Below are 18,601 nucleotides of genomic sequence, written 5' to 3' on the forward strand. Positions count from 1 at the left end.
GGAGCTGGAATGACCGGAAAACCCGCAGTCACAGACGATTCGCTCACCGCCGCCCTGCGCGCGGCCGTGCGAGAGCTCATGCCGCAGGCGAAAAATGATCTCACCGAACTGGTTTCGTACAAATCGGTGTACGACGCCCGGCAGTTCCCCGTCGAGGAGTGCGTGAAGACCGCGCGGTGGGTGTCGGACGCTTTCGTCGCCGAAGGGCTCACCGATGCCGGACTGCACGAGACGCCCGACGGCAGCAATGTGGTGGTGGCGCGGTACCCGGCCCCGGCCGGGAAGCCCACCATCATGCTCTACTGCCACTACGACGTGCAGCCGCCCCTGGATGATTCGGCCTGGCATACGCCGGTCTGGCAGCTCACCGAGCAGGACGGCCGCTGGTACGGGCGCGGCGCGGCCGACTGCAAGGGCAATATCGTCATGCACCTGGTCGCCCTGCGCGCATTGCGGAAGGTGCTGGGCGACAAGGGCTTCCCGGTCGGGCTCACCCTGGTCTCGGAGGGCTCCGAGGAGCAGGGCACCGGCGGCCTGGAACAGTTCGTCCCGGACAATGTGGACCTGCTCCGCTCCGACACCATCCTCATGTGCGACACCGGCAACTTCGCCGTCGGCATCCCCACCTTCACCGAAACCCTGCGCGGCAATGTGAACGTGGTCGTCACTATCGAAACCCTCAGCAGCCCCATGCATTCCGGCATGTTCGGCGGCGCGGCCCCCGACGCGCTGGCGGCGCTCATCCACCTGCTCGCCACCCTGCGCGACGCCGACGGCAACACCACCATCAACGGGCTCACCAACACCCAGGTGTGGGACGGCGTCCAATACCCGCCCGCCACCTTCCGCGCCGACGCCAACGTGCTCCCCGGCGTGGATCTGGTCGGCAGCGGCACCGTCGCCGACATGCTCTGGGCGCGACCGGCATTGACGGTCCTCGGCATCGACGCGCCGAAGGTGGTCGGTTCCTCCGCCGCCATCCAGCCCAAGGCCGCGGCCCGCCTGAACCTCCGCATCCCGCCGGGCCAGAACCCCCAGGAGGCCCTGACCCTCCTCACCGCCCACCTGGAGAAGCACACCCCCTGGCACGCCAGGGTGACCGTGGACCCCGAAGCGGTCGGCGCTCCCTTCAAATCAGCCGCGGGCGGCCCCGCCCGCACCGCCATGGAGGCCGCCCTCGCCGCCGCCTACGGCCGCCCCGCCACCACCGAAGGCCAGGGCGGCGCCATCCCCCTCTGCAACGTCTTCGCCGACACCTACCCCAAAGCCGAGATCATGCTCATGGGCGTGGAAGAACCGAAATGCCTCATCCACGCCCCCAACGAAAGCGTCGACCCCACCGAAATCGAGAACATGGCCCTCGCCGAAGCCCTCTTCCTCGCCTCCTTCGCCGACAGCTGACCCGCGCGCCCTCTGTCCGGCCGAGCCGTCAGCGGTTCGGCCGTTCGGTCGGCTGGGCCGTCAGCGGTTCGGTGAGGTGGAGCGGCAGGCGGGGCAGCGGCGCAGGCCGGAGGAGTGCGGGGTGTGGATTCCCGCGCGGATGGTGGTGACCAGATCCGGGGCGGGGATATCCCAGTCCGGCCCACCGGCCTTGGACTCCTCGGCGCGGTCCGCGCCGCCGGTGCCGCGCTGCTCGAGCGCCAGGCACACGATCCACAGCAGGGGTGCGATACCGCCGGCCAGGTAGAGGATCCAGCCGGGCAGGCTCAGCCATTCCATGGCCGAGTAGCCCGGCTCCGCACCGGGATTCGGGCCGGGTCGCGGGTGGAACAGGTGCAGGAGGCCGAGGGGGAGTCGTGCGGCGAACACCGTCCAGGCCAGGCCGAGGTTCAGCGACCAGAACGAGAGGGTCGCGAGCCGGTTCGGCCATTTCGCGTCCGGGATCATGTAGCGCGCGCAGCACAGCGTCAGCGCGCAGGCGAGCATGCCGTAGGTGCCGATCGCGGTGGCCTGCGCCTGCGCGGTGGCGAGCGCGGGGCCGACCCCGGAGCGGGCGATGATCGGCAGGCCGAAGGCGAAGCCGAAAACGCCCGCTCCCAGGAGATTCCAGCAACCCGCGGCGGCGAGGAACAGCAGTGCCGTGCGATGCGGGAAACGGGTGCGCGACCGTGCCGCGTGCAGGGCGGCGCGGCGTGGGAACCGCCATGCCGCGACCGCCAGCACCGCCAGCGGCACGGCCGCGAGCGTGGTGAGCACGGCATCGCAGGCCATGGCCGCGTCGGTGCCGAACGGCGTCGCCGCTGCCCCGGTGGCCGCACCGGCGGTGCCGGAGGCGGCTGCTCCGGGGAGGTTCGCTGCCGCGGTGGACGTTCCACCGAACAGCTGGTCGGCGACGCTCACCGCGCTGCTCGCCAGATACAGCGCGACACTCGACGCGCTGGCCACCACCGCGATTCGCTCCCGCACCGCGCCCAGCAGGACGAGCAGGCAGGCGACCAGCGCGGTGACGAAGGGGCTCAGGATGTTCTCCGGCCAGGAGTGCGCGAAGCCGGACCGGACGGCTTCACCGGCCGCGAAGGCGTCGCCGGGCCAGGACAGCGGATCGCCGGTGAGTCCGCCCGGCCACACCAGGGCCGTCGCGTAGGTCAGCGGGACGGTGAGCGCCGCCAGGAAGAACAGCCACGGCAGCGCCCGATCGCGCGAATTGATCAGGCGGTAGCGCAGGCCGCGCCACAGCAGCACGGTCCAGGCGGTGAGCGCGGCGAGCAGCAGGGGCGGCCAGAGTCGCAGGCCGCCCGCGCCGATCGCGCCGTACAGCACCACCGCGAGCACACCGAGCAGGGCGTACGCCGCCGCGCCCTGACCGCGAGGTTCCCGGCGAGAGATCAACGGGGACAGGAAGATTCCGGCCGCCAGCACCGCCGCCAGCACCCCGGCCGACGCCAGATGCCTGCTCCACTCCGGTGGGATGGCGACGGGCAGGGCCGCGACACCGAGCAGGATGAGAGCGGCCGCGAAATACCAACGGGCGCACCGTTGCCCGGGTGTCAGCGGCGCATCTCCCGGTTGCCGGAAGAACAGTGCCGTTCCCGCCGGGACCGGTCGGCGGGTACCGCCGCCCCAGCGGGTGAGGGCGATGTGGCACAGGGCGAGCAGCAGCGGGAGGGCCAGTAACGCGGTCACGGTCCAGGCGAGGGCGCTCGGGTCGATGTACATCTGCGCGGATGCGTGATTCAGGGTCACTTCGATCCTCCCGCTCGCTGTCCGAACTCGCCGATCGTCACCTGCGTCACTCGATTCCCGACTGTATCGCTTGATTCGTCCGCAATTGCGTAGCAAACTCGGATGTCAAAACTGCACGACTGACCGATTGCACAATCCGGCTACCGCCTAGGAGATGCGCGTGTCCGTCTATCTGTATCGGTGGGGGAAGTTCGCCTATCGGCGCAAGTGGATCGTTCTGCCCGTATGGATCGCCCTGTGGCTGGTGCTGGGCATACTCGGGTTCAGTCTGCAGAAGCCGATGAGCAATGCCTTCGACATCCCGAACCTGCCGTCCGAGCGGGCCACGGAGATCCTGGACAAGCATTTTCCGGGCATGTCGCAGGCATACGCGTTCGACGCCGTCACCGGCGTCTACGTGATCGGTGCGCCCGCCGGGACGAAATTGACCGACGAGAACAATCTCCGAGCGGTGCAAGCCCTCGTGACCAAGCTCGACGAGCTGAATATCGTCGATCACAGCAAACCGCTGGCCGACCCCATCGAGGCCGCTCGGGAAATGGGCTGCCTCGACGGTGACCGCACCTCCGGCGCCTTCATCTCCAAGTGCAGTAATGCCCCGCTGAACGTCCTGAATCAGCAGCATCCGGATTCGGTCGCGGTGCTCAGCGTTCCGTTCACCATCAAGAATTTCGCCGATATCACCGCCGACGATCGCAAGGCGGCCTACGACGTGGCCGATCAGGCCCGCCAGGCCGGACTGACGGTGGAGCTGTCCGGCACCATCGCCATGGAGCAGGAGCAGCCCAGCGGTAAGGCCGAAATGGTCGGCATGTTCTTCGCATTCCTGGTGATGATCGTGTCCTTCGGCGCGATCGTGGCCGCCTTCGTGCCCATCCTCACCGCGCTCGTCGGTCTCGGTGCGGCCACCTCGGTGATCTTCCTCGGCACCTCGGTGCTCGAGATCCCGAGCTTCACCACCTTCCTGGCCTCCATGATCGGCATCGCGCTGTCCATCGACTACGCGCTGTTCATCGTCTCCCGCTACAAACATGAACTGTCCGTGCAGGATTCACCGGAGGAGGCCGCGGGCGTCGCGCTCGGCACGGCCGGATCCGCCGTGGTGTTCGCGGGCCTCACCGTCATCATCGCGCTGGTCGGCCTGAGTATCGTCGGCGTCCGCTTCCTGACCTTCATGGGTCTCGGCGGCGCGGTGGCCGCGGCCTTCGCGGTCCTGGTGGCGCTGACCCTCATGCCCGCGCTGCTGGGCGCGTTCGGCCGGTTCCTGTTCAAGCCGAAGCTGCCGTTCATCGCCCAGCATGATCCGGAGGACGACACCGCGATCACCAACGGCGGCCGGGTCGCCGCACTCATCGGCCGCATGCCCGCCGTCACCCTGATCCTGAGCATCGTCGTGCTCGGCCTGCTCGCACTGCCCGCCCTGAACATGAATCTCGGTCTGCCGGGCGAGGATTCGCTGCCCAAGACCTCGACTGCCCGCAAAGCCTACGAACTGCGCACCGAGGGGTTCGGCGTCGGCAGCAACGGCGTCCTGCAGGTCGCGGTCGACCTGTCGAACACCCCGGCCGAGAATCGCGAGGCGGCCGTCACCGCGCTGCGCGACAAACTCGACTCTTATCCGGACATGAACTACGTGACCGAACCGACCTGGAGCGAGGACAGGGCGGGCGCGACGTTCGAGGGCGTGCCCAAGACCGGGCCCAACGACCAGCAGACCAAGGATCTGGTGCGCGATGCCCGCGACGCGGAATCGCAATTCGAATCCCAGTACGGCATGGCGTACGGAATCACCGGCACCACAGCCATTTACGCCGATATCGACCATGTGCTGCTCGGCAAGATCGTGCCCTACCTGGCCATTGTGGCCGGTGCGGCGTTCCTGCTGCTGATCGCCGTCTTCCGGTCGATTCTGGTGCCATTGACGGCCGCGCTCGGCTTCCTGCTGTCCATGGGCGCCACCTTCGGCGCGACCGTGCTCATCTTCCAGGAGGGCGCGTTCGGTCTGGTCTCCGAACCGCGGCCGATCATCAGCTTCCTCCCGATCATGTTGATCGGCTTGGTCTTCGGCCTCGCCATGGACTACCAGGTGTTCCTGGTGACCCGCATGCGCGAGGAATACGTGCACGGGGAGCGGCCCAAGGAGGCCATGGTGAAGGGCTACCACCACGGCGCTCGCGTGGTTACCTCGGCCGCCGTCATCATGATCTTCGTCTTCGGCTCCTTCATCATGGAGGGCGATGTCAGCGCCAAATCCATGGGCTTCGCCCTGGCCGCGGGCGTGCTGTTCGACGCCTTCCTGGTGCGCATGATCCTGATCCCGTCGCTGCTCGTGCTCATGGGCGACGCGGCCTGGTGGATGCCGAAGTGGCTGAGCCGGATCGTGCCCGACATCGACGTCGAGGGTGCGAAGCTGCGCGAGCTGCAACGGCACGAGGCCGAGAAGGAGAAGGTGTTTACAGGTTGACATTTGATGTAGATCTGTAAAACTCAAGGGCGTTTTGCGGTCATCCGGAGAGAGGGACGCCAATGACCGAGTCCGCCCGCACGGCGCTCGACCTGCTGCGCGACAGCAGTCAATTCCAGTGGTACGTGATTCCACTGCTGCTGCTCGTCATCTACATCTATGCCACCGAGGTCGAGCGCCGGAACTGGAACGTTCTGTTCGCGGGCATCGCCCTGTGGGGCGTCGACCTGTTCAACGAGATCTGGAACTCGATCGTCTTCCACGCCACCGGTCGCGCCCCCGTCTGGGGCGCGACCGGGCCGACGGCGTACCAGCTGCTCATCGGATTGAACATCGAGATCTGCTTCATGTTCGCCATCATGGGCGTGACCGCGGCGAAGATGCTGCCGCCCAAGGAAACCCGCATCTTCGGGCTGCCCAACCGGCCGGTGCTCATCGCCCTCAACTCCGCCGCCGCGGTGGGCGTCGAGGTGCTGCTGAACAAGGCCGGGGTGCTCACCTGGGAATGGTCCTGGTGGCAGCCGAGCTTCCCGTTCCTCATCTGGCTCATCGGGTACGTGCCGTTCTTCGCGGCCTGCTTCTTCGTGCACGATCTGCCGACCGTGAAGGCGAAAGTCATTGCGGTGGGCGCGATCCTGGGCGTGGACGCGGTGGCGATCGGAATCTTCGGAGCGATGGGGTGGCTGTGATGCGAGCGGGTAATGTCAAGCGTGGAGTCGTCGGCCTGGTGGCCGGAGTGGTATTCGCCGGGCTGACAACGTTTTCCGGAGCCTCGGCGGAGACCGGCGGCTGCGGCCTGGTCGGCACCGTCGGCACGCCCGAGATCGGCGTGGACGATACGAACGCCGGACTGGAGACGCTGCCCGCCGCGGAAATCGCGCTGCCCGAACAGATCTACTTCCGCACCTCCACCGAATCGTTCAACCGGCGCTGGTCCTTCGCCGCCCGGGACGGCCGGATCTACGTGAAAGAAGCCGCCGCCCAGGGTGGTTGGCGCAGCCTCCCGCTGCCCGGCTGCATGGAGGGCCGGATCGCCGGCGTCTCCGCCGACGACGACGAGGTCATGGCCATCGACCGCGACGGCTGGTTCTTCACCATGGACCACGCGCTCAGCGCGCCGAAGGACTGGAACTGGAGCACCCGCTACGGCACCCCGCTGTGGACCGGAGCCGGAAACACCCTGCCCGCGGGCACTCTCGACTGGACCTGGTCGGTGCTCTCGCCCAACGAGGATCACGTCTGGCGGGATACAGCGGGCAACGACCACCCCGTCGGCGGGGCCAAGGTGTCGCATGTCTTCGCCCTCGTCGACGGCGGCTGCCGCATCGCCTACGTGGATCCGTGGCTGCCGGTCGACCACAGCTATGAGCTCGCCACCCCGGCGAACGGCCGCTTCCGGGCGGTGAAGCTGTCCACCAGCGCCTCGACCACCCTGGTGGTCAACCGATTCGGCGATCTGTACACGCGGCTCTACGACTTCGACATCTCCGGCGCGGACAAGGTCTTCTTCCGGTACTCGTACGAGGATCAGCGCGGACTGCGCGAAGCGCCCGACATGCTGTCGGAGCGGGTGGATTCCGGCACCGCCGCCATCCAGCTCCCGGCCCCGGACTGGGTGCGCCAGCCCAAGGTGCCCGGTGAGATCACCGACCGCATCTCGGTGCACAAGACCGGAATCGGTTCGGACGCACGGGAACTGCGGATCGAGGGCGAGAGCGGCGGGCGCACCGGCTACTGGGTGAAGCAGCTCACCGACGCCGCGTGGCGGTTCGTGGCCACCGATCAGCCGTTGGCCGGGACCAGGCTGGAGAACACCGCCGCCGATCATTCGATCGACGAGTCCATCCAGCCCTCGCCGTACAGCTACGCGGGCCGGTCCGCGGCGGGCTGGACCGCGACGGTGGCCAACTTCGACATCTCCAACACCCCGACCACGCTGCGCGTGGATGTCGGGAACGGTGAACGGCTGGATCTGATCCTGCACATGGTCGACGGCCTGCGGCAGCTGCCGCAGCAGCGCGGCATCGGCACCCAGGCGCGGCGCTTCGACGGCACCGTCGAAGTGCCCGGCGACATCCTGGGTTCGCTTGCCACGCAACCCGATTCGATCCGGCAGTTCGTCACCTCGACGCTCGGCGGCAGGCGGTTCACCGATACCGCCGTCGACGTCACGGTGCGCGAATTCCGGATCGACGGGCTGAGCGTGACGCTGGGCCGGTCCTGAAAGACGGTCCGGCCGATCAGAATTCGGCGTTGTCCTCGGCCTGGATGACCTTGAACTCCGTATTGGCCGGGCCCATTTCGTTCAGGCGACCGAAATAGATGCCCTGCGCCTGCGGCTCGATGATGCCGTAGTGGATGGGGAAGGCGATGCGCGGATTCACCGCGCGCAGGTAATCCACCGCCTCGCTGATCCGCATCCACGGCGCGACGGCGGGCAGGGCGAGCACGCCCACCGGTACCGGCGGCACCCACAGCGAGTCGCCCGGATGCACCAGCTGCGCCGGATCGTCGGGGGTGCCAAGCTGGAAGACGGTGTTGTCGACGACCGGGATCTCCGGGTGGATCACCGCGTGCCGGCCACCGCCGCCGGTGACCTGGACATCGCCGACCTTCAAGACATTTCCGGCATGCACGGCCTCCCACGGCTCCCCGCGCTGCATCGCCGTCTGCGGATCCGACAGCAGCCGCGCCCGCGGATTCGCCTCGATCAACGCCTCGATCCGATTCGGGCAGATGTGATCGGGATGCTGATGCGTCACCGCGATCGCGTCCAGCCCCGTGATGCCCTCGAACCCGTGCGAGAACGTGCCCGGATCGAAGAGGATCTTGCTCCCGTTCAGCTCAACCAGAATGCATGAGTGTCCGAAATGGGCTATGCGCATGCTTGCAACGGTAGTCCCGAGGCTGCCATCGCGCTCCTGCCCCGCCGGACCGGGCCGCTGCCCCCGCCGGTGTGGCGCAGCGCACGTCGGGGCCACCCGGCGGCACCGCGCAGGTCAGCGCCGACTACCCTGATCAGCGAAACCCCCGCTCGGCTGCATGTGTCTCCGAGCGCCGCCCCACCAGCTGAGGAGCAACGCGTGGCACGTGTCGTGGTCGAGGTGATGCCGAAGGCCGAAATCCTGGATCCGCAGGGACAGGCCATCGTCGGCGCGCTGGGGCGCCTGGGTCACCCGGGAATCTCGGATGTGCGGCAGGGCAAGCGATTCGAACTCGATGTCGCCGACAATGTGAGCGACGACGAACTCGCGCAGATCGCCGAATCGCTGCTCGCCAACACCGTCATCGAGGACTGGAAGGTCGTCCGGCTGTGACCGCACGCATCGGAGTCATCACCTTCCCTGGCACGCTCGACGACGTCGACGCCGCCCGCGCGGCCAAGCTGGCCGGGGCCGAGGCCGTGTCGCTGTGGCACGCCGACGCCGACCTCAAGGGTGTCGACGCGGTCATCGTGCCGGGCGGCTTCTCCTACGGCGACTACCTGCGCTGCGGGGCCATCGCACGGTTCGCGCCCGTCATGGGCGAGGTCGTGAAGGCCGCCGAGCAGGGGATGCCGGTGCTCGGCATCTGCAACGGCTTCCAGATCCTGTGCGAGGCCGGGCTGCTGCCGGGCGCGCTCACCCGCAACGAGGGGCTGCACTTCATCTGCCGCGACCAGTGGCTGACCGTGGAGGGCACCGATACCGCGTGGACCTCGCGGTACGAGCCGGGTGCGCAGATCCTCATCCCGCTGAAGTCGGGTGAGGGGCGCTACCAGGCTTCGGAGTCCGTGCTCGACGAGCTGGAAGGTGAAGGCCGCGTGGTCTTCCGCTACTCCGGCGACAACCCGAACGGGTCGCAGCGTGGGATCGCGGGCATCTCCTCGGCCAATGGCCGGGTGGTGGGGCTCATGCCGCATCCCGAGCACTCCACCGAGGCGCTCACCGGGCCGAGTGACGACGGGCTGGGCATGTTCCTGTCGGTGCTCGACGCGCTGGTTTCTGCCTGAACGAGGCAGAGGGTGAAGGGGGCTTCGCCCCCCAAACCCCCATTGGGGCAAGCCCCAAACCCCTGGCTGGGGCTGAGCCTCAAACCCTTGACAGGATCTTCAGCTGATCCGGTCCAGGATCTCGAACTCGACCCCCTCGGCGCGGGCGATGTAACCGGGTAACACCACCTGGTTGCCATCGAATCCGATTGTGCCCGAGGGGGTTTCGAGTATCGCGCCATTGTCTACGGCGGCGTGGACCTGGCGGACGTCCAGGGAGTTGGCGGCCTGGGCCATGGCGCAGAGGGTTCTGACCGCCTCGTATTCGGTATTGCTGAAGTTGGTGAGGGCGGGGGCGAACTCGCCGTGCAGTCGCCGGTAGCGCTCCAGGCGGTCCTTGCCTTCGGCTCCGTTGACGAAGAAGCTCGACGGCACGTAGAGATTCCGGTTCGCCTTGCGGCCCGCGGCCAGCAGGACGTTCTCGTCCACGGCCGGGCTCACCCGCAGTTGCCGTTCGTCGCGGCCGATCTTGGCGAACTGCTTGTTGAAGCGGGCCACATCCGCGCCGACCAGCAGCACGATCACCCCGTCCACCAGATCCAGCCGGGGATCGGACAGGAAGCCCTCGAAATCCTGGGTGCCCATGGGCACGAACTGCTCCAGGGGCAGGAACCGTTCCAGATCCGCGGCCCCGCGATGCCCGAGCTCGTCGCGCACGGCGTCGGCGGTCCGGCGCGGCCACACGTAGTCGTTGCCGATGATGGCCCAGCGGCGCGCGCCCAGCTCCCGTTTCAGCCAGCGCAGCGCGGGCAGAATCTGCCGCCCCGGATTCGAGCCGATCAGGAAAAGACCAGGTGGAGACTGTTCCACGCCCTCGTGATCGGTGGCGAACAGGTACGGCACCCGCCCCGCGATGGCCGCCGTCACCGCACTGCGCACCGCCGAGGTGTGCCAGCCGGTGATCGCGTGCACCATCCCGGTCGCCAGCAGCGCCGACACTTCCCGTGCCACTTCCGCCGGATCCCGGCCGCCGTCGATGTGCGTCACCCGTAATTCCCGGCCGAGAATTCCTGTGCCGCCGTTGATTTCTCGAACGGCCAGAGAAATGGCCGCCTCGCACGAGGGCGCGAAGATACCGCCCGGCCCCTGCTGCGGCACTATGTTGAGGATCTCGATACAGTTCTCGGGATTCCCGCCGAACGGGGTCATCGGATACCCTTCCCCTCGTTCGATGGAATTTGGACGGGCGGGAATTATGGCGACAATTCTAGGTGGAATTTCCACCCTGCATGGTGCACTGAGGGCCGCGGAGCGCAGTTGGCTTCGTCACCTCGACGCCGCTTTGTGTGCCAGACGCCTGACACCCGACCAGTGGTGCATGCTCACCAACCTCTCCAGTGACATCGGCATCACCATGAGCGAATTGGCGCACCGCGCGCAACTGCCGCCCTCCTCCGCCACCCGGCACGCCGACCACCTGGCCGAACGTGGACTCATCTTCCGCGTCGCCGCCGCCGACGACCGCCGCCGCATCCTCATCGGATTGAGCCGCCGCGGCGTCGAACTCGTCGAAGAGGTACGCGCCGAAGAGATGCGCGCCGAAGCCGAACTGCGCCGCACCCTCGGCGGCGGCGACTACGCCGAACTGCTGCGACTTCTCGAACAGGTCACCCGGTCAGCACCGTGAGGTCGACCCCGTCGGCGCGCGCGATGCGCACCGGCCGCAGGATCTGATCGTCCCAGAACCGGAATTCGCCGGGCACGCCCTCGAATACCGAGCGCGCGTGCAGCGCACTGTGAATCCGCGGCACCGCGGGCGAGCCCACCGCCTCCACCAGCGCCGCCAGCGCGTGCACCGACAGATACGACCCGTACGCGAAACGGCCCACCGCGGGCGGAATCTCGCGATACCACTGCCCGTAGCGGTCGCGCAGCGCCCGGCTGTCCGCCCGATCCGGCAGCGAACTCGACGCCACGAACACATTCCGGTTGGCATCCGGGCCGCTGGCCAGCAGCACATCCTCGTCGAAGGCCGGACCCACCCGCACCTGACGTTCGGCCCGGCCGGTCGCCGCGAACGCGCGATTGAATCGAATGGCGTCGGCACTGGTCATGACGATCAGCAGGCCGTCGGCCAGATCCAGCAACCGATCGGTGAGCACCGGCTCGAAATCCCGGCTGCCCATCGGGATCGAGTATTCGGCGAACACCACATGCGGCGGAGCCAGCAGCCGCCGCAGGATCGCCGCGAACCGCCAGGCCCACTCGTAGTCGCTGACCACCAGAACCCAACGGTGCAGGCCGTATTCGCGATACAGCCAGCGCACCACGTGATAGGTGAGCGCGCCCGGATGCTCGGCGATCATGAAGGTGCCCGGCTGATACGGGGCCAGCCCGTCGTGTCCGTAGCCGAACAGGCACGGGGTGCGGCCCGCGACCGCGCGCATCACGGCCAGCCGATCGGGGCTGGGCGGATTGCCGGTGACCGCGCGCACCAGGCCGGTCGACACCAGCGCCGACACCTCCCGGCCCAGCAGTATCGGGTCGCCGCCGCCGTCCAGCACGGTCAGACAGGCTTCGCGGCCGAGAATTCCGTCGGAGGAATTGATTTCGCCGACCGCCAGGCGCGCCAGCGCTTCACAGGACGGCCCGTACATCGCGGCATGGCCCCGCGTGGGCGCGATGTGCAGGATATCGAACGAGTCACCCAGCTCCCCGGACTGCCGCACGGTATTCACCCCTCCCGCCGGGCACGAACCCGGGTACAGGAACGTGAACTGATTGTATGCCCGCGACACCTTCGGAGTTCGGGGATCGAAATCCCATTTCCGGTGACTTCCCTCGAAATCCTTTAATTACCAGCGGAACCCGTTTACCGCGCCACGCCCGCGCGGCCCAGGTGCCACCGCGCGACGGAAACTGAACCGGACATGCTTAGGATCTGGTCATGCCAGTTGCCGAGACCACCGCTACTGCCGCCGGACTGTGTGAATTCATCGATGCCTCCCCGTCGCCGTTCCATGTGTGCCGCACGGTGGCGGCCGAACTCGACGACCACGGATTCACCCGGCTCTCCGAATCCGCGCCCTGGCCCTCCAACAGCGCCGGACGCTATTACGTGGTGCGCAGCGGATCCCTGGTCGCCTGGGCCGACGGCGGCCCCGGCGCGCCCACCGGATTCCGCACCGGACAGGCCACCCCGTTCCGGGTGGTCGGCGCGCACACGGACAGCCCCAACCTGCGCGTGAAACAGCATCCGGACCTGGCCGTGGCGGGCTGGCAGATGGTCGGGCTCGAACCCTACGGCGGGGCCTGGCTCAACTCCTGGCTCGACCGCGACCTCGGCATCTCCGGGCGGCTGTCGGTGCGCGACGGAAATGTGGTGCGGGAGCGGCTGATTCGCATCGACGAACCGATCCTGCGGGTGCCGCAGCTGGCCATCCACCTGTCCGAGGACCGGGGCGGGGTGAAACTGGATCCGCAGCGGCACGTCAACGCCGTGTGGGGGATCGGCGGGGAACCGCGCTCGTTCATGGCCTTCATCGCCGAACGCTCCGGCATCGAACCGGCCGCCGTGCTCGGCTGGGAACTCATGACCCACGACCTGGTGCCGTCCAAGCTCATCGGCCGCGACCTGGATCTGGTGTCCGCGCCGCGCCTCGACAATCAAGGGACCTGCTACGCGGGCCTGCGCGCCTTCCTCGCCGCCGTCGCCGAACCCGGTGCGGCGGTGCCGGTGCTCGCCATGTTCGACCACGAGGAGGTCGGCAGCCAATCCGACCGGGGAGCCCAATCCGGTTTACTGCCCACGGTTCTGGAGCGCATCGTCCTCACCCGCGGCGGCGGCCGCGCCGAATACCTCGCCGCCCTGGCCGGATCCGTCTGTGCCTCAGGCGATATGGCGCATGCCACCCACCCCAACTACCCCGACCGGCACGAGCCCGCGCACCGTATCGAGGTCAATGGCGGACCGGTGCTGAAGGTCAACCAGAACCTGCGCTACGCCACCGACGCGGCCGGGGCCGGAGCCTTCGCGCTCGCCTGCTCCCAGGCCGACGTCCCGCTGCAGCGCTACGTCCACCGCGCCGACCTCCCCTGCGGCTCCACCATCGGTCCCATGACAGCGGCCCGCACCGGCATGCCCACCGTCGACGTGGGCGCAGCCCAGCTGGCCATGCACTCGGCCCGGGAAATGATGGGCGCGGCCGATATTCCCGCCTACGCCGCGGCACTCGCCGCCTTCCTCACCCCGGAGCCGCCGCGCTAGACCGCGCATCGCGGCAACGCGCCCCTCGTCATTCCAGCGTGCTTTTGGCTGGAATCCACATCCGCCGCAGTGGATCCCGGCCAAAAGCATGCCGAGATGACGAGGGCGGCCACCGTGGTATGACGAGGGCGACCACAGCGGTATGGCCAGGCCGGGTGGCAGGTCAGGCCGGTTGCTGCGCGGGCTTCGAGGGCTGCGGGTGATAGGTGAGCGCTGCCACCACGAAGATCGCCATGGTGAACAGGACGTAGCTGCTGCCGAGGATCTGTTCCCACCAGGACCAGTCGAGTTCGCGGTCCTTGTCGTGGGGGAGGACCCACTGCGGGCCGACGGCGAACATGACGAAGGCGAAGCCGACCGCGCCGGTGAACCAGCGGCTGCGGCGGCCGTTCGCGATGGCGTCGGCGGCCACGATGAGCGCGGGGGCGATCCAGACCCAGTGGTGCGACCACGAGACTGGCGAAATCAGCAGCACCGTAGCGGCATTCACCATCAGCGCGGCGGCGTCCGCGCCGATCGAGAACAGGCGTTTCATCCAGATCGCCGCCAGCGCGACCGCCACTGCGGACAGACCCAGCCAGATCAGGGTGGCGGCCGAATCGGAGACGCCGAGGCGGAAGGCGAAACCCTTCAGGGACTGATTGCCGGCGTAGAAGGGCGGGCCGATGCGGCCGGTGTCCAGCAACGTGTCGAACCAGTACTTCGGCGAATCCTTCGGGAAGACCGCCCATCCCACCGCCACCGCGCCGATGGTCGCGCCGATCAGCGTGGCCGCGCCGCGCCAATCCCGGCGCAGCACGAAGTAGAGCAGGTATCCGGCGGGCGTCAGCTTCACCGACACCGCGATGCCGATCAGCATGCCGCGCGGCCAGAATGGCTTGCGCACCAGGCAATCCAGGGTGATGGCGGCCATCAGCACCAGGTTGATCTGACCGAAGTTGAAGGTCTGCCGCAGCGGCTCCAGCAATTGGAAGATCGCGACCGAGCCGATCACCAGCGCGAGCCGGGTGGGCCGATCCATGCTGGGCCGCAGCCGATCCAGCACCACCCACAGCGTGATGCCCAGGGACAGCACCGAAGTCGCCAGCACCACCCATTCGGCGACCGCCAGCGGCATCAGCGCCAGTGGCGCGAAGAACAGCGCGGCCAGCGGGGGATAGGTGAACGGCAGCCCGATCCCCATCACCTGCGGCATGGGCCCGTACAGGTCCTTGCTGTCCAGCCACGCCCGCGCGCCGTTGCGGTACACCTGTAGATCGATGTAGCCGTACCAGAACCTGGCCAGATAACTGACTATCGCGGATACCGCGAACAGGCCGATCGCGATCGCCAGCAATTCGAGCTGCCTACGCGTCAAACCTGCAAAACCTTCTGATGCGGTCGCGGGCTTCTCCGCCGGATCCGCAAGCCCGGATCGATCGCTCACATCGCACAGAGTAGCTGTACCGCCTCCCCGAACCTTCTGCGCGCGGCCGGGTGCCGCCGACACTTGTGCACGCGTGCCGCCGGTTGGGTGCCGAATCCATTGTGGTCGTACCCGGTGAGTTACCCGGACCTCGCGAAATCAGTTGTCGCCTATCGCATCGATGTGCTCGAGCACACAGTCGCGGGTAGGCCGAAGTAGCGATTACGCAGGCAACTAGACTCACCCTCGTATCTCGCCGATATCCAGCCATGCCGGTTCTCGGTCCTGACCTGCCCGGCCGAAAGGACTCTGGTATTCCCGTGACCAGCCACGTCGATACCGTCAGCAACGCCACGGCCACCCCGGACACGGCACAGCCCTACAAGGAACTCGGCCTCAAGGACGACGAGTACGCCCGGATCAAGGAGATCCTCGGCCGCCGGCCCACCGACGCCGAGCTCGCCATGTACTCGGTGATGTGGTCCGAGCACTGCTCGTACAAGTCCTCGAAGGTGCACCTGCGCTACTTCGGTGAGACCACCACCGACGAGATGAAGAAGTCGATGCTCGCCGGTATCGGCGAGAACGCGGGCGTGGTGGACATCGGCGACGGCTGGGCGGTCACCTTCAAGGTGGAATCGCACAACCACCCGTCCTACGTCGAGCCCTATCAGGGTGCGGCCACCGGCGTCGGCGGCATCGTCCGCGACATCATGGCCATGGGCGCGCGCCCGATCGCCGTCATGGACCAGCTGCGCTTCGGCGCGGCCGACCACCCGGACACCCGGCGCGTGGTCGACGGCGTGGTGCGCGGCGTCGGCGGCTACGGCAACTCGCTCGGCCTGCCGAATGTCGGCGGCGAGACCGTATTCGACGCCTCCTACCAGGGCAACCCGCTCGTCAACGCGCTGTGCGCGGGCGTCATGCGGGTCGAGGACCTGCACCTGGCCTTCGCTTCGGGCAAGGGCAACAAGATCATTCTGTTTGGTGCGCGCACCGGTCTCGACGGCATCGGCGGCGTCTCCGTCCTCGCCTCGGACACCTTCTCCGGCGACGAGACCGCCGCGGGCCGCAAGAAGCTGCCCAGCGTCCAGGTCGGCGACCCGTTCACCGAGAAGGTGCTCATCGAGTGCTGTCTCGAGCTCTACCACGCCGGACTCGTGGTCGGCATCCAGGACCTCGGCGGCGCCGGCCTGTCCTGCGCCACTTCGGAATTGGCCGCTGCCGGTGACGGCGGCATGCACATCGACCTCGACCAGGTGCCGCTGCGCGCCGCCAATATGACTCCCGCCGAAATCCTTTCGAGCGAGTCGCAGGAGCGCATGTGCGCGGTCGTCACCCCCGAGAACGTGGACGCCTTCATGGCCGTCTGCAAGAAGTGGGACACCACCGCCACCGTCATCGGTGAGGTCACCGACGGCGAGCACCTCGTCATCACCTGGCACGGCGAAACCGTCGTCGACGTGCCGCCGCGCACCGTCGCCCACCAGGGCCCGGTGTACGAGCGCCCGGTCGAGCGGCCCGCCGATCAGGACGCGCTGAACGCGGATTCCGCTGCGCGCCTGAACCGTCCGCAGACCGCCGACGAACTGCGCGCCACCCTGCTGAAGATGATCTCCAGCCCGCAGCTGTGCTCCAAGAAGTGGATCACCGAGCAGTACGACCGCTACGTGCGCGGCAACACCGTGCTCGCCGAGCACGCCGACGCCGGTGTCATCCGCATCGACGAGGAGACCGGGCGCGGCATCGCGCTCGCCACCGACGCCTCGGGCCGCTACACCAAGCTCGACCCGTACACCGGTGCGCAGCTGGCGCTGGCCGAAGCCTTCCGCAATGTCGCCACCACCGGTGCGACCCCGAAGGCCGTCACCAACTGCCTCAACTTCGGTTCGCCGGAGGATCCGGGCGTCATGTGGCAGTTCCAGCAGGCCGTGCGCGGTCTCGCGGACGGCTGTGTGGCCCTGGGCATTCCGGTCACCGGCGGCAACGTCTCCTTCTACAACCAGACCGGCCAGACCGCCATCCTCCCGACCCCGGTGGTGGGCGTGCTCGGCGTCATCGACGACGTGCACCGCCGCATCCCCACCGGTCTCGGCCTGGAGCCCGGCGAAACCCTGATCCTGCTCGGCGAAACCCACGACGAACTCGACGGCTCCATCTGGGCGCAGGTCGAGCACGACCACCTCGGCGGCCTGCCGCCCAAGGTCGACTTCGCCCGCGAACAGGCCCTCGCGGAAATCCTCGCCATCGGCTCCAAGGACGGCATGATCTCCGCCGCCCACGACCTCTCCGAGGGCGGCCTCATCCAGACCGTCGTCGAAGCCGCACTGGCCGGCGAAACCGGTTGCCGCGTCCTGCTTCCCGAAGGCGCGGACCCGTTCGTCACCCTCTTCTCCGAATCCGCGGGCCGCGTCCTGGTGGCCGTACCGCGCTCGGAGGAAATCCGCTTCACCCAGATGCTCGACGCCCGCTCCATGCCGTGGACCCGCATCGGCGTCGTCGATCAGGGCTCGGACTCCCTCGAGGTACAGGGCCAGTTCTCCATCACCCTGGAAGAACTGCGCACCGCCCACGAGAGCACCCTCCCCGCCCTCTTCGGCGGCGACCACTGAGATAGCCGACCCCTTCGCCCGCCGCGCCCCAGAATCGGGCTCGGCGGGCGAAGCCGTTTCAGCAGCGGAATTCGCCTACGTCTCAGCGCCGCGCGGCGTGCTCGGCGATTCTCGTGAACACCTGGCCGAGTTCGAGGTTGTGCTTGCGCAGTTCGTCCACGGGCAGCTCGTCGGCATTCAACAGCATCGCCAGCAGCAGATGCTCGATTCCGGTCTCGGTCGTGCCGCCGTGCTCGGCTATCCGGTTCGCGGAGTTGAGCAGCCGAACCAGTTCGGGGGCGAGTGGCCGTGGTTCGATCACTGTCCGTTCCTCTCGCAAACGGCTTGCGCCGCAACGGTGCGGTGATGGATTTCCTCGGGCCATACCGTGATCACGGCGGCCACGCTCCCTACCTCCGTGGGCACGGTGCCTCCGAGGTGAGCAAGGCTCGGAACGATGACAGCATCGACCTTCAGCCGTGTGATCGACACCCGCAACCGGTGCACGGGCCTATCGGTTCCCGCGCCGAAAACGATCGTCTTCCGCAGGTCGTAGCCGAATTTCGCTGCGGTGCTGCGGATATGGTTCTCCTCCCAGGATTGCTGACATCCGGAGATATCACTGCGGAGGAAACCGACCGCGCTGGGCCGATCGAACATGATCACCACCCCCGGCTCATCGGTATGGACGGCCTCGGCGACTCAGCCGCGAGTCGCGCCT

The 18,601-nt window shown here is 67.9% G+C and carries 16 protein-coding genes; 9 read left to right on the top strand and 7 right to left on the bottom strand.

Features of this window, described 5'->3' with window-relative positions; genetic code table 11:
- Positions 1–9 precede the first annotated feature (9 nt).
- A complete protein-coding gene (locus JK358_RS24445) occupies positions 10–1,401 on the top strand; it encodes a dipeptidase (RefSeq protein ID WP_201950983.1) in 1,392 nt (463 codons plus the stop codon).
- A 60-nt stretch (positions 1,402–1,461) separates the two neighbouring features.
- Here JK358_RS24445 and JK358_RS24450 read toward each other — a convergent pair whose 3' ends face one another.
- On the bottom strand, positions 1,462–3,183 hold the full coding sequence (locus JK358_RS24450) for a hypothetical protein (protein WP_201950984.1): 1,722 nt from the start codon (positions 3,181–3,183) through the stop codon (positions 1,462–1,464).
- A gap of 160 nt (positions 3,184–3,343) precedes the next feature.
- Between JK358_RS24450 and JK358_RS24455 the strand changes: the two genes are divergently transcribed.
- The 3 genes from JK358_RS24455 to JK358_RS24465 all read left to right on the top strand — a co-directional run bounded on the left by JK358_RS24455 (position 3,344) and on the right by JK358_RS24465 (position 7,871).
- Positions 3,344–5,647: an MMPL family transporter gene (locus JK358_RS24455; protein ID WP_201950986.1), complete on the top strand. Its 2,304-nt coding sequence runs from the start codon at positions 3,344–3,346 to the stop codon at positions 5,645–5,647.
- A 62-nt stretch (positions 5,648–5,709) separates the two neighbouring features.
- Complete coding sequence (locus JK358_RS24460) at positions 5,710–6,336, top strand: AF_1327 family membrane protein (protein ID WP_201950988.1); 627 nt, start codon at positions 5,710–5,712, stop codon at positions 6,334–6,336.
- Positions 6,336–7,871 (top strand): hypothetical protein, encoded by a 1,536-nt coding sequence (locus tag JK358_RS24465; protein WP_201950990.1) that lies wholly within the window; start codon positions 6,336–6,338, stop codon positions 7,869–7,871. Before JK358_RS24460 ends, JK358_RS24465 begins: the two co-directional genes overlap by 1 nt.
- Positions 7,872–7,887: 16 nt before the next feature.
- Here the strand turns inward: JK358_RS24465 and JK358_RS24470 are convergent, their stop codons facing one another.
- Complete coding sequence (locus JK358_RS24470) at positions 7,888–8,532, bottom strand: MBL fold metallo-hydrolase (protein ID WP_201950993.1); 645 nt, start codon at positions 8,530–8,532, stop codon at positions 7,888–7,890.
- A 198-nt stretch (positions 8,533–8,730) separates the two neighbouring features.
- Here JK358_RS24470 and purS point away from each other — a divergent pair, with 198 nt between their 5' ends.
- Positions 8,731–8,964 carry a phosphoribosylformylglycinamidine synthase subunit PurS gene (purS, locus tag JK358_RS24475; protein ID WP_201951006.1) on the top strand — a complete coding sequence of 78 codons (234 nt, stop codon included), beginning with the start codon at positions 8,731–8,733 and terminating at the stop codon, positions 8,962–8,964.
- Complete coding sequence (gene purQ / locus JK358_RS24480) at positions 8,961–9,638, top strand: phosphoribosylformylglycinamidine synthase subunit PurQ (protein ID WP_201951008.1); 678 nt, start codon at positions 8,961–8,963, stop codon at positions 9,636–9,638. Before purS ends, purQ begins: the two co-directional genes overlap by 4 nt.
- 99 nt (positions 9,639–9,737) lie before the next feature.
- Here purQ and JK358_RS24485 read toward each other — a convergent pair whose 3' ends face one another.
- A complete protein-coding gene (locus JK358_RS24485) occupies positions 9,738–10,826 on the bottom strand; it encodes a substrate-binding domain-containing protein (protein ID WP_201951012.1) in 1,089 nt (362 codons plus the stop codon).
- 46 nt (positions 10,827–10,872) lie between these two features.
- Here JK358_RS24485 and JK358_RS24490 point away from each other — a divergent pair, with 46 nt between their 5' ends.
- Positions 10,873–11,304, top strand: coding sequence for a MarR family winged helix-turn-helix transcriptional regulator (locus tag JK358_RS24490; protein ID WP_201951016.1), 432 nt, complete (start codon positions 10,873–10,875; stop codon positions 11,302–11,304).
- Here JK358_RS24490 and JK358_RS24495 read toward each other — a convergent pair.
- On the bottom strand, positions 11,285–12,355 hold the full coding sequence (locus JK358_RS24495; protein WP_307817708.1) for an ABC transporter substrate-binding protein: 1,071 nt from the start codon (positions 12,353–12,355) through the stop codon (positions 11,285–11,287). The genes JK358_RS24490 and JK358_RS24495 overlap by 20 nt on opposite strands.
- 209 nt (positions 12,356–12,564) lie before the next feature.
- Here JK358_RS24495 and JK358_RS24500 point away from each other — a divergent pair, with 209 nt between their 5' ends.
- Complete coding sequence (locus tag JK358_RS24500; protein WP_201951023.1) at positions 12,565–13,884, top strand: M18 family aminopeptidase; 1,320 nt, start codon at positions 12,565–12,567, stop codon at positions 13,882–13,884.
- 163 nt (positions 13,885–14,047) lie between these two features.
- Here JK358_RS24500 and JK358_RS24505 read toward each other — a convergent pair whose 3' ends face one another.
- The gene (locus JK358_RS24505; protein ID WP_232851786.1) at positions 14,048–15,241 is read right to left on the bottom strand and encodes a glycosyltransferase 87 family protein; all 1,194 of its coding nucleotides are present in this window, start codon (positions 15,239–15,241) and stop codon (positions 14,048–14,050) included.
- 368 nt (positions 15,242–15,609) lie between these two features.
- On the opposite strand from JK358_RS24505, the gene purL reads away from it, so the two are divergent.
- A complete protein-coding gene (gene purL, locus JK358_RS24510; RefSeq protein WP_201951025.1) occupies positions 15,610–17,901 on the top strand; it encodes a phosphoribosylformylglycinamidine synthase subunit PurL in 2,292 nt (763 codons plus the stop codon).
- 82 nt (positions 17,902–17,983) lie between these two features.
- On the opposite strand, the gene JK358_RS24515 is transcribed toward purL, so the two are convergent.
- Positions 17,984–18,202, bottom strand: a complete 219-nt coding sequence (locus JK358_RS24515; protein ID WP_201951027.1) for a hypothetical protein — start codon at positions 18,200–18,202, stop codon at positions 17,984–17,986.
- Complete coding sequence (locus JK358_RS24520) at positions 18,199–18,540, bottom strand: hypothetical protein (protein ID WP_201951490.1); 342 nt, start codon at positions 18,538–18,540, stop codon at positions 18,199–18,201. Before JK358_RS24520 ends, JK358_RS24515 begins: the two co-directional genes overlap by 4 nt.
- Positions 18,541–18,601: the final 61 nt, after the last annotated feature.

The organism is Nocardia acididurans (assembly GCF_016741815.1).
Classification (GTDB): Bacteria; Actinomycetota; Actinomycetes; order Mycobacteriales; family Mycobacteriaceae; genus Nocardia; species Nocardia acididurans.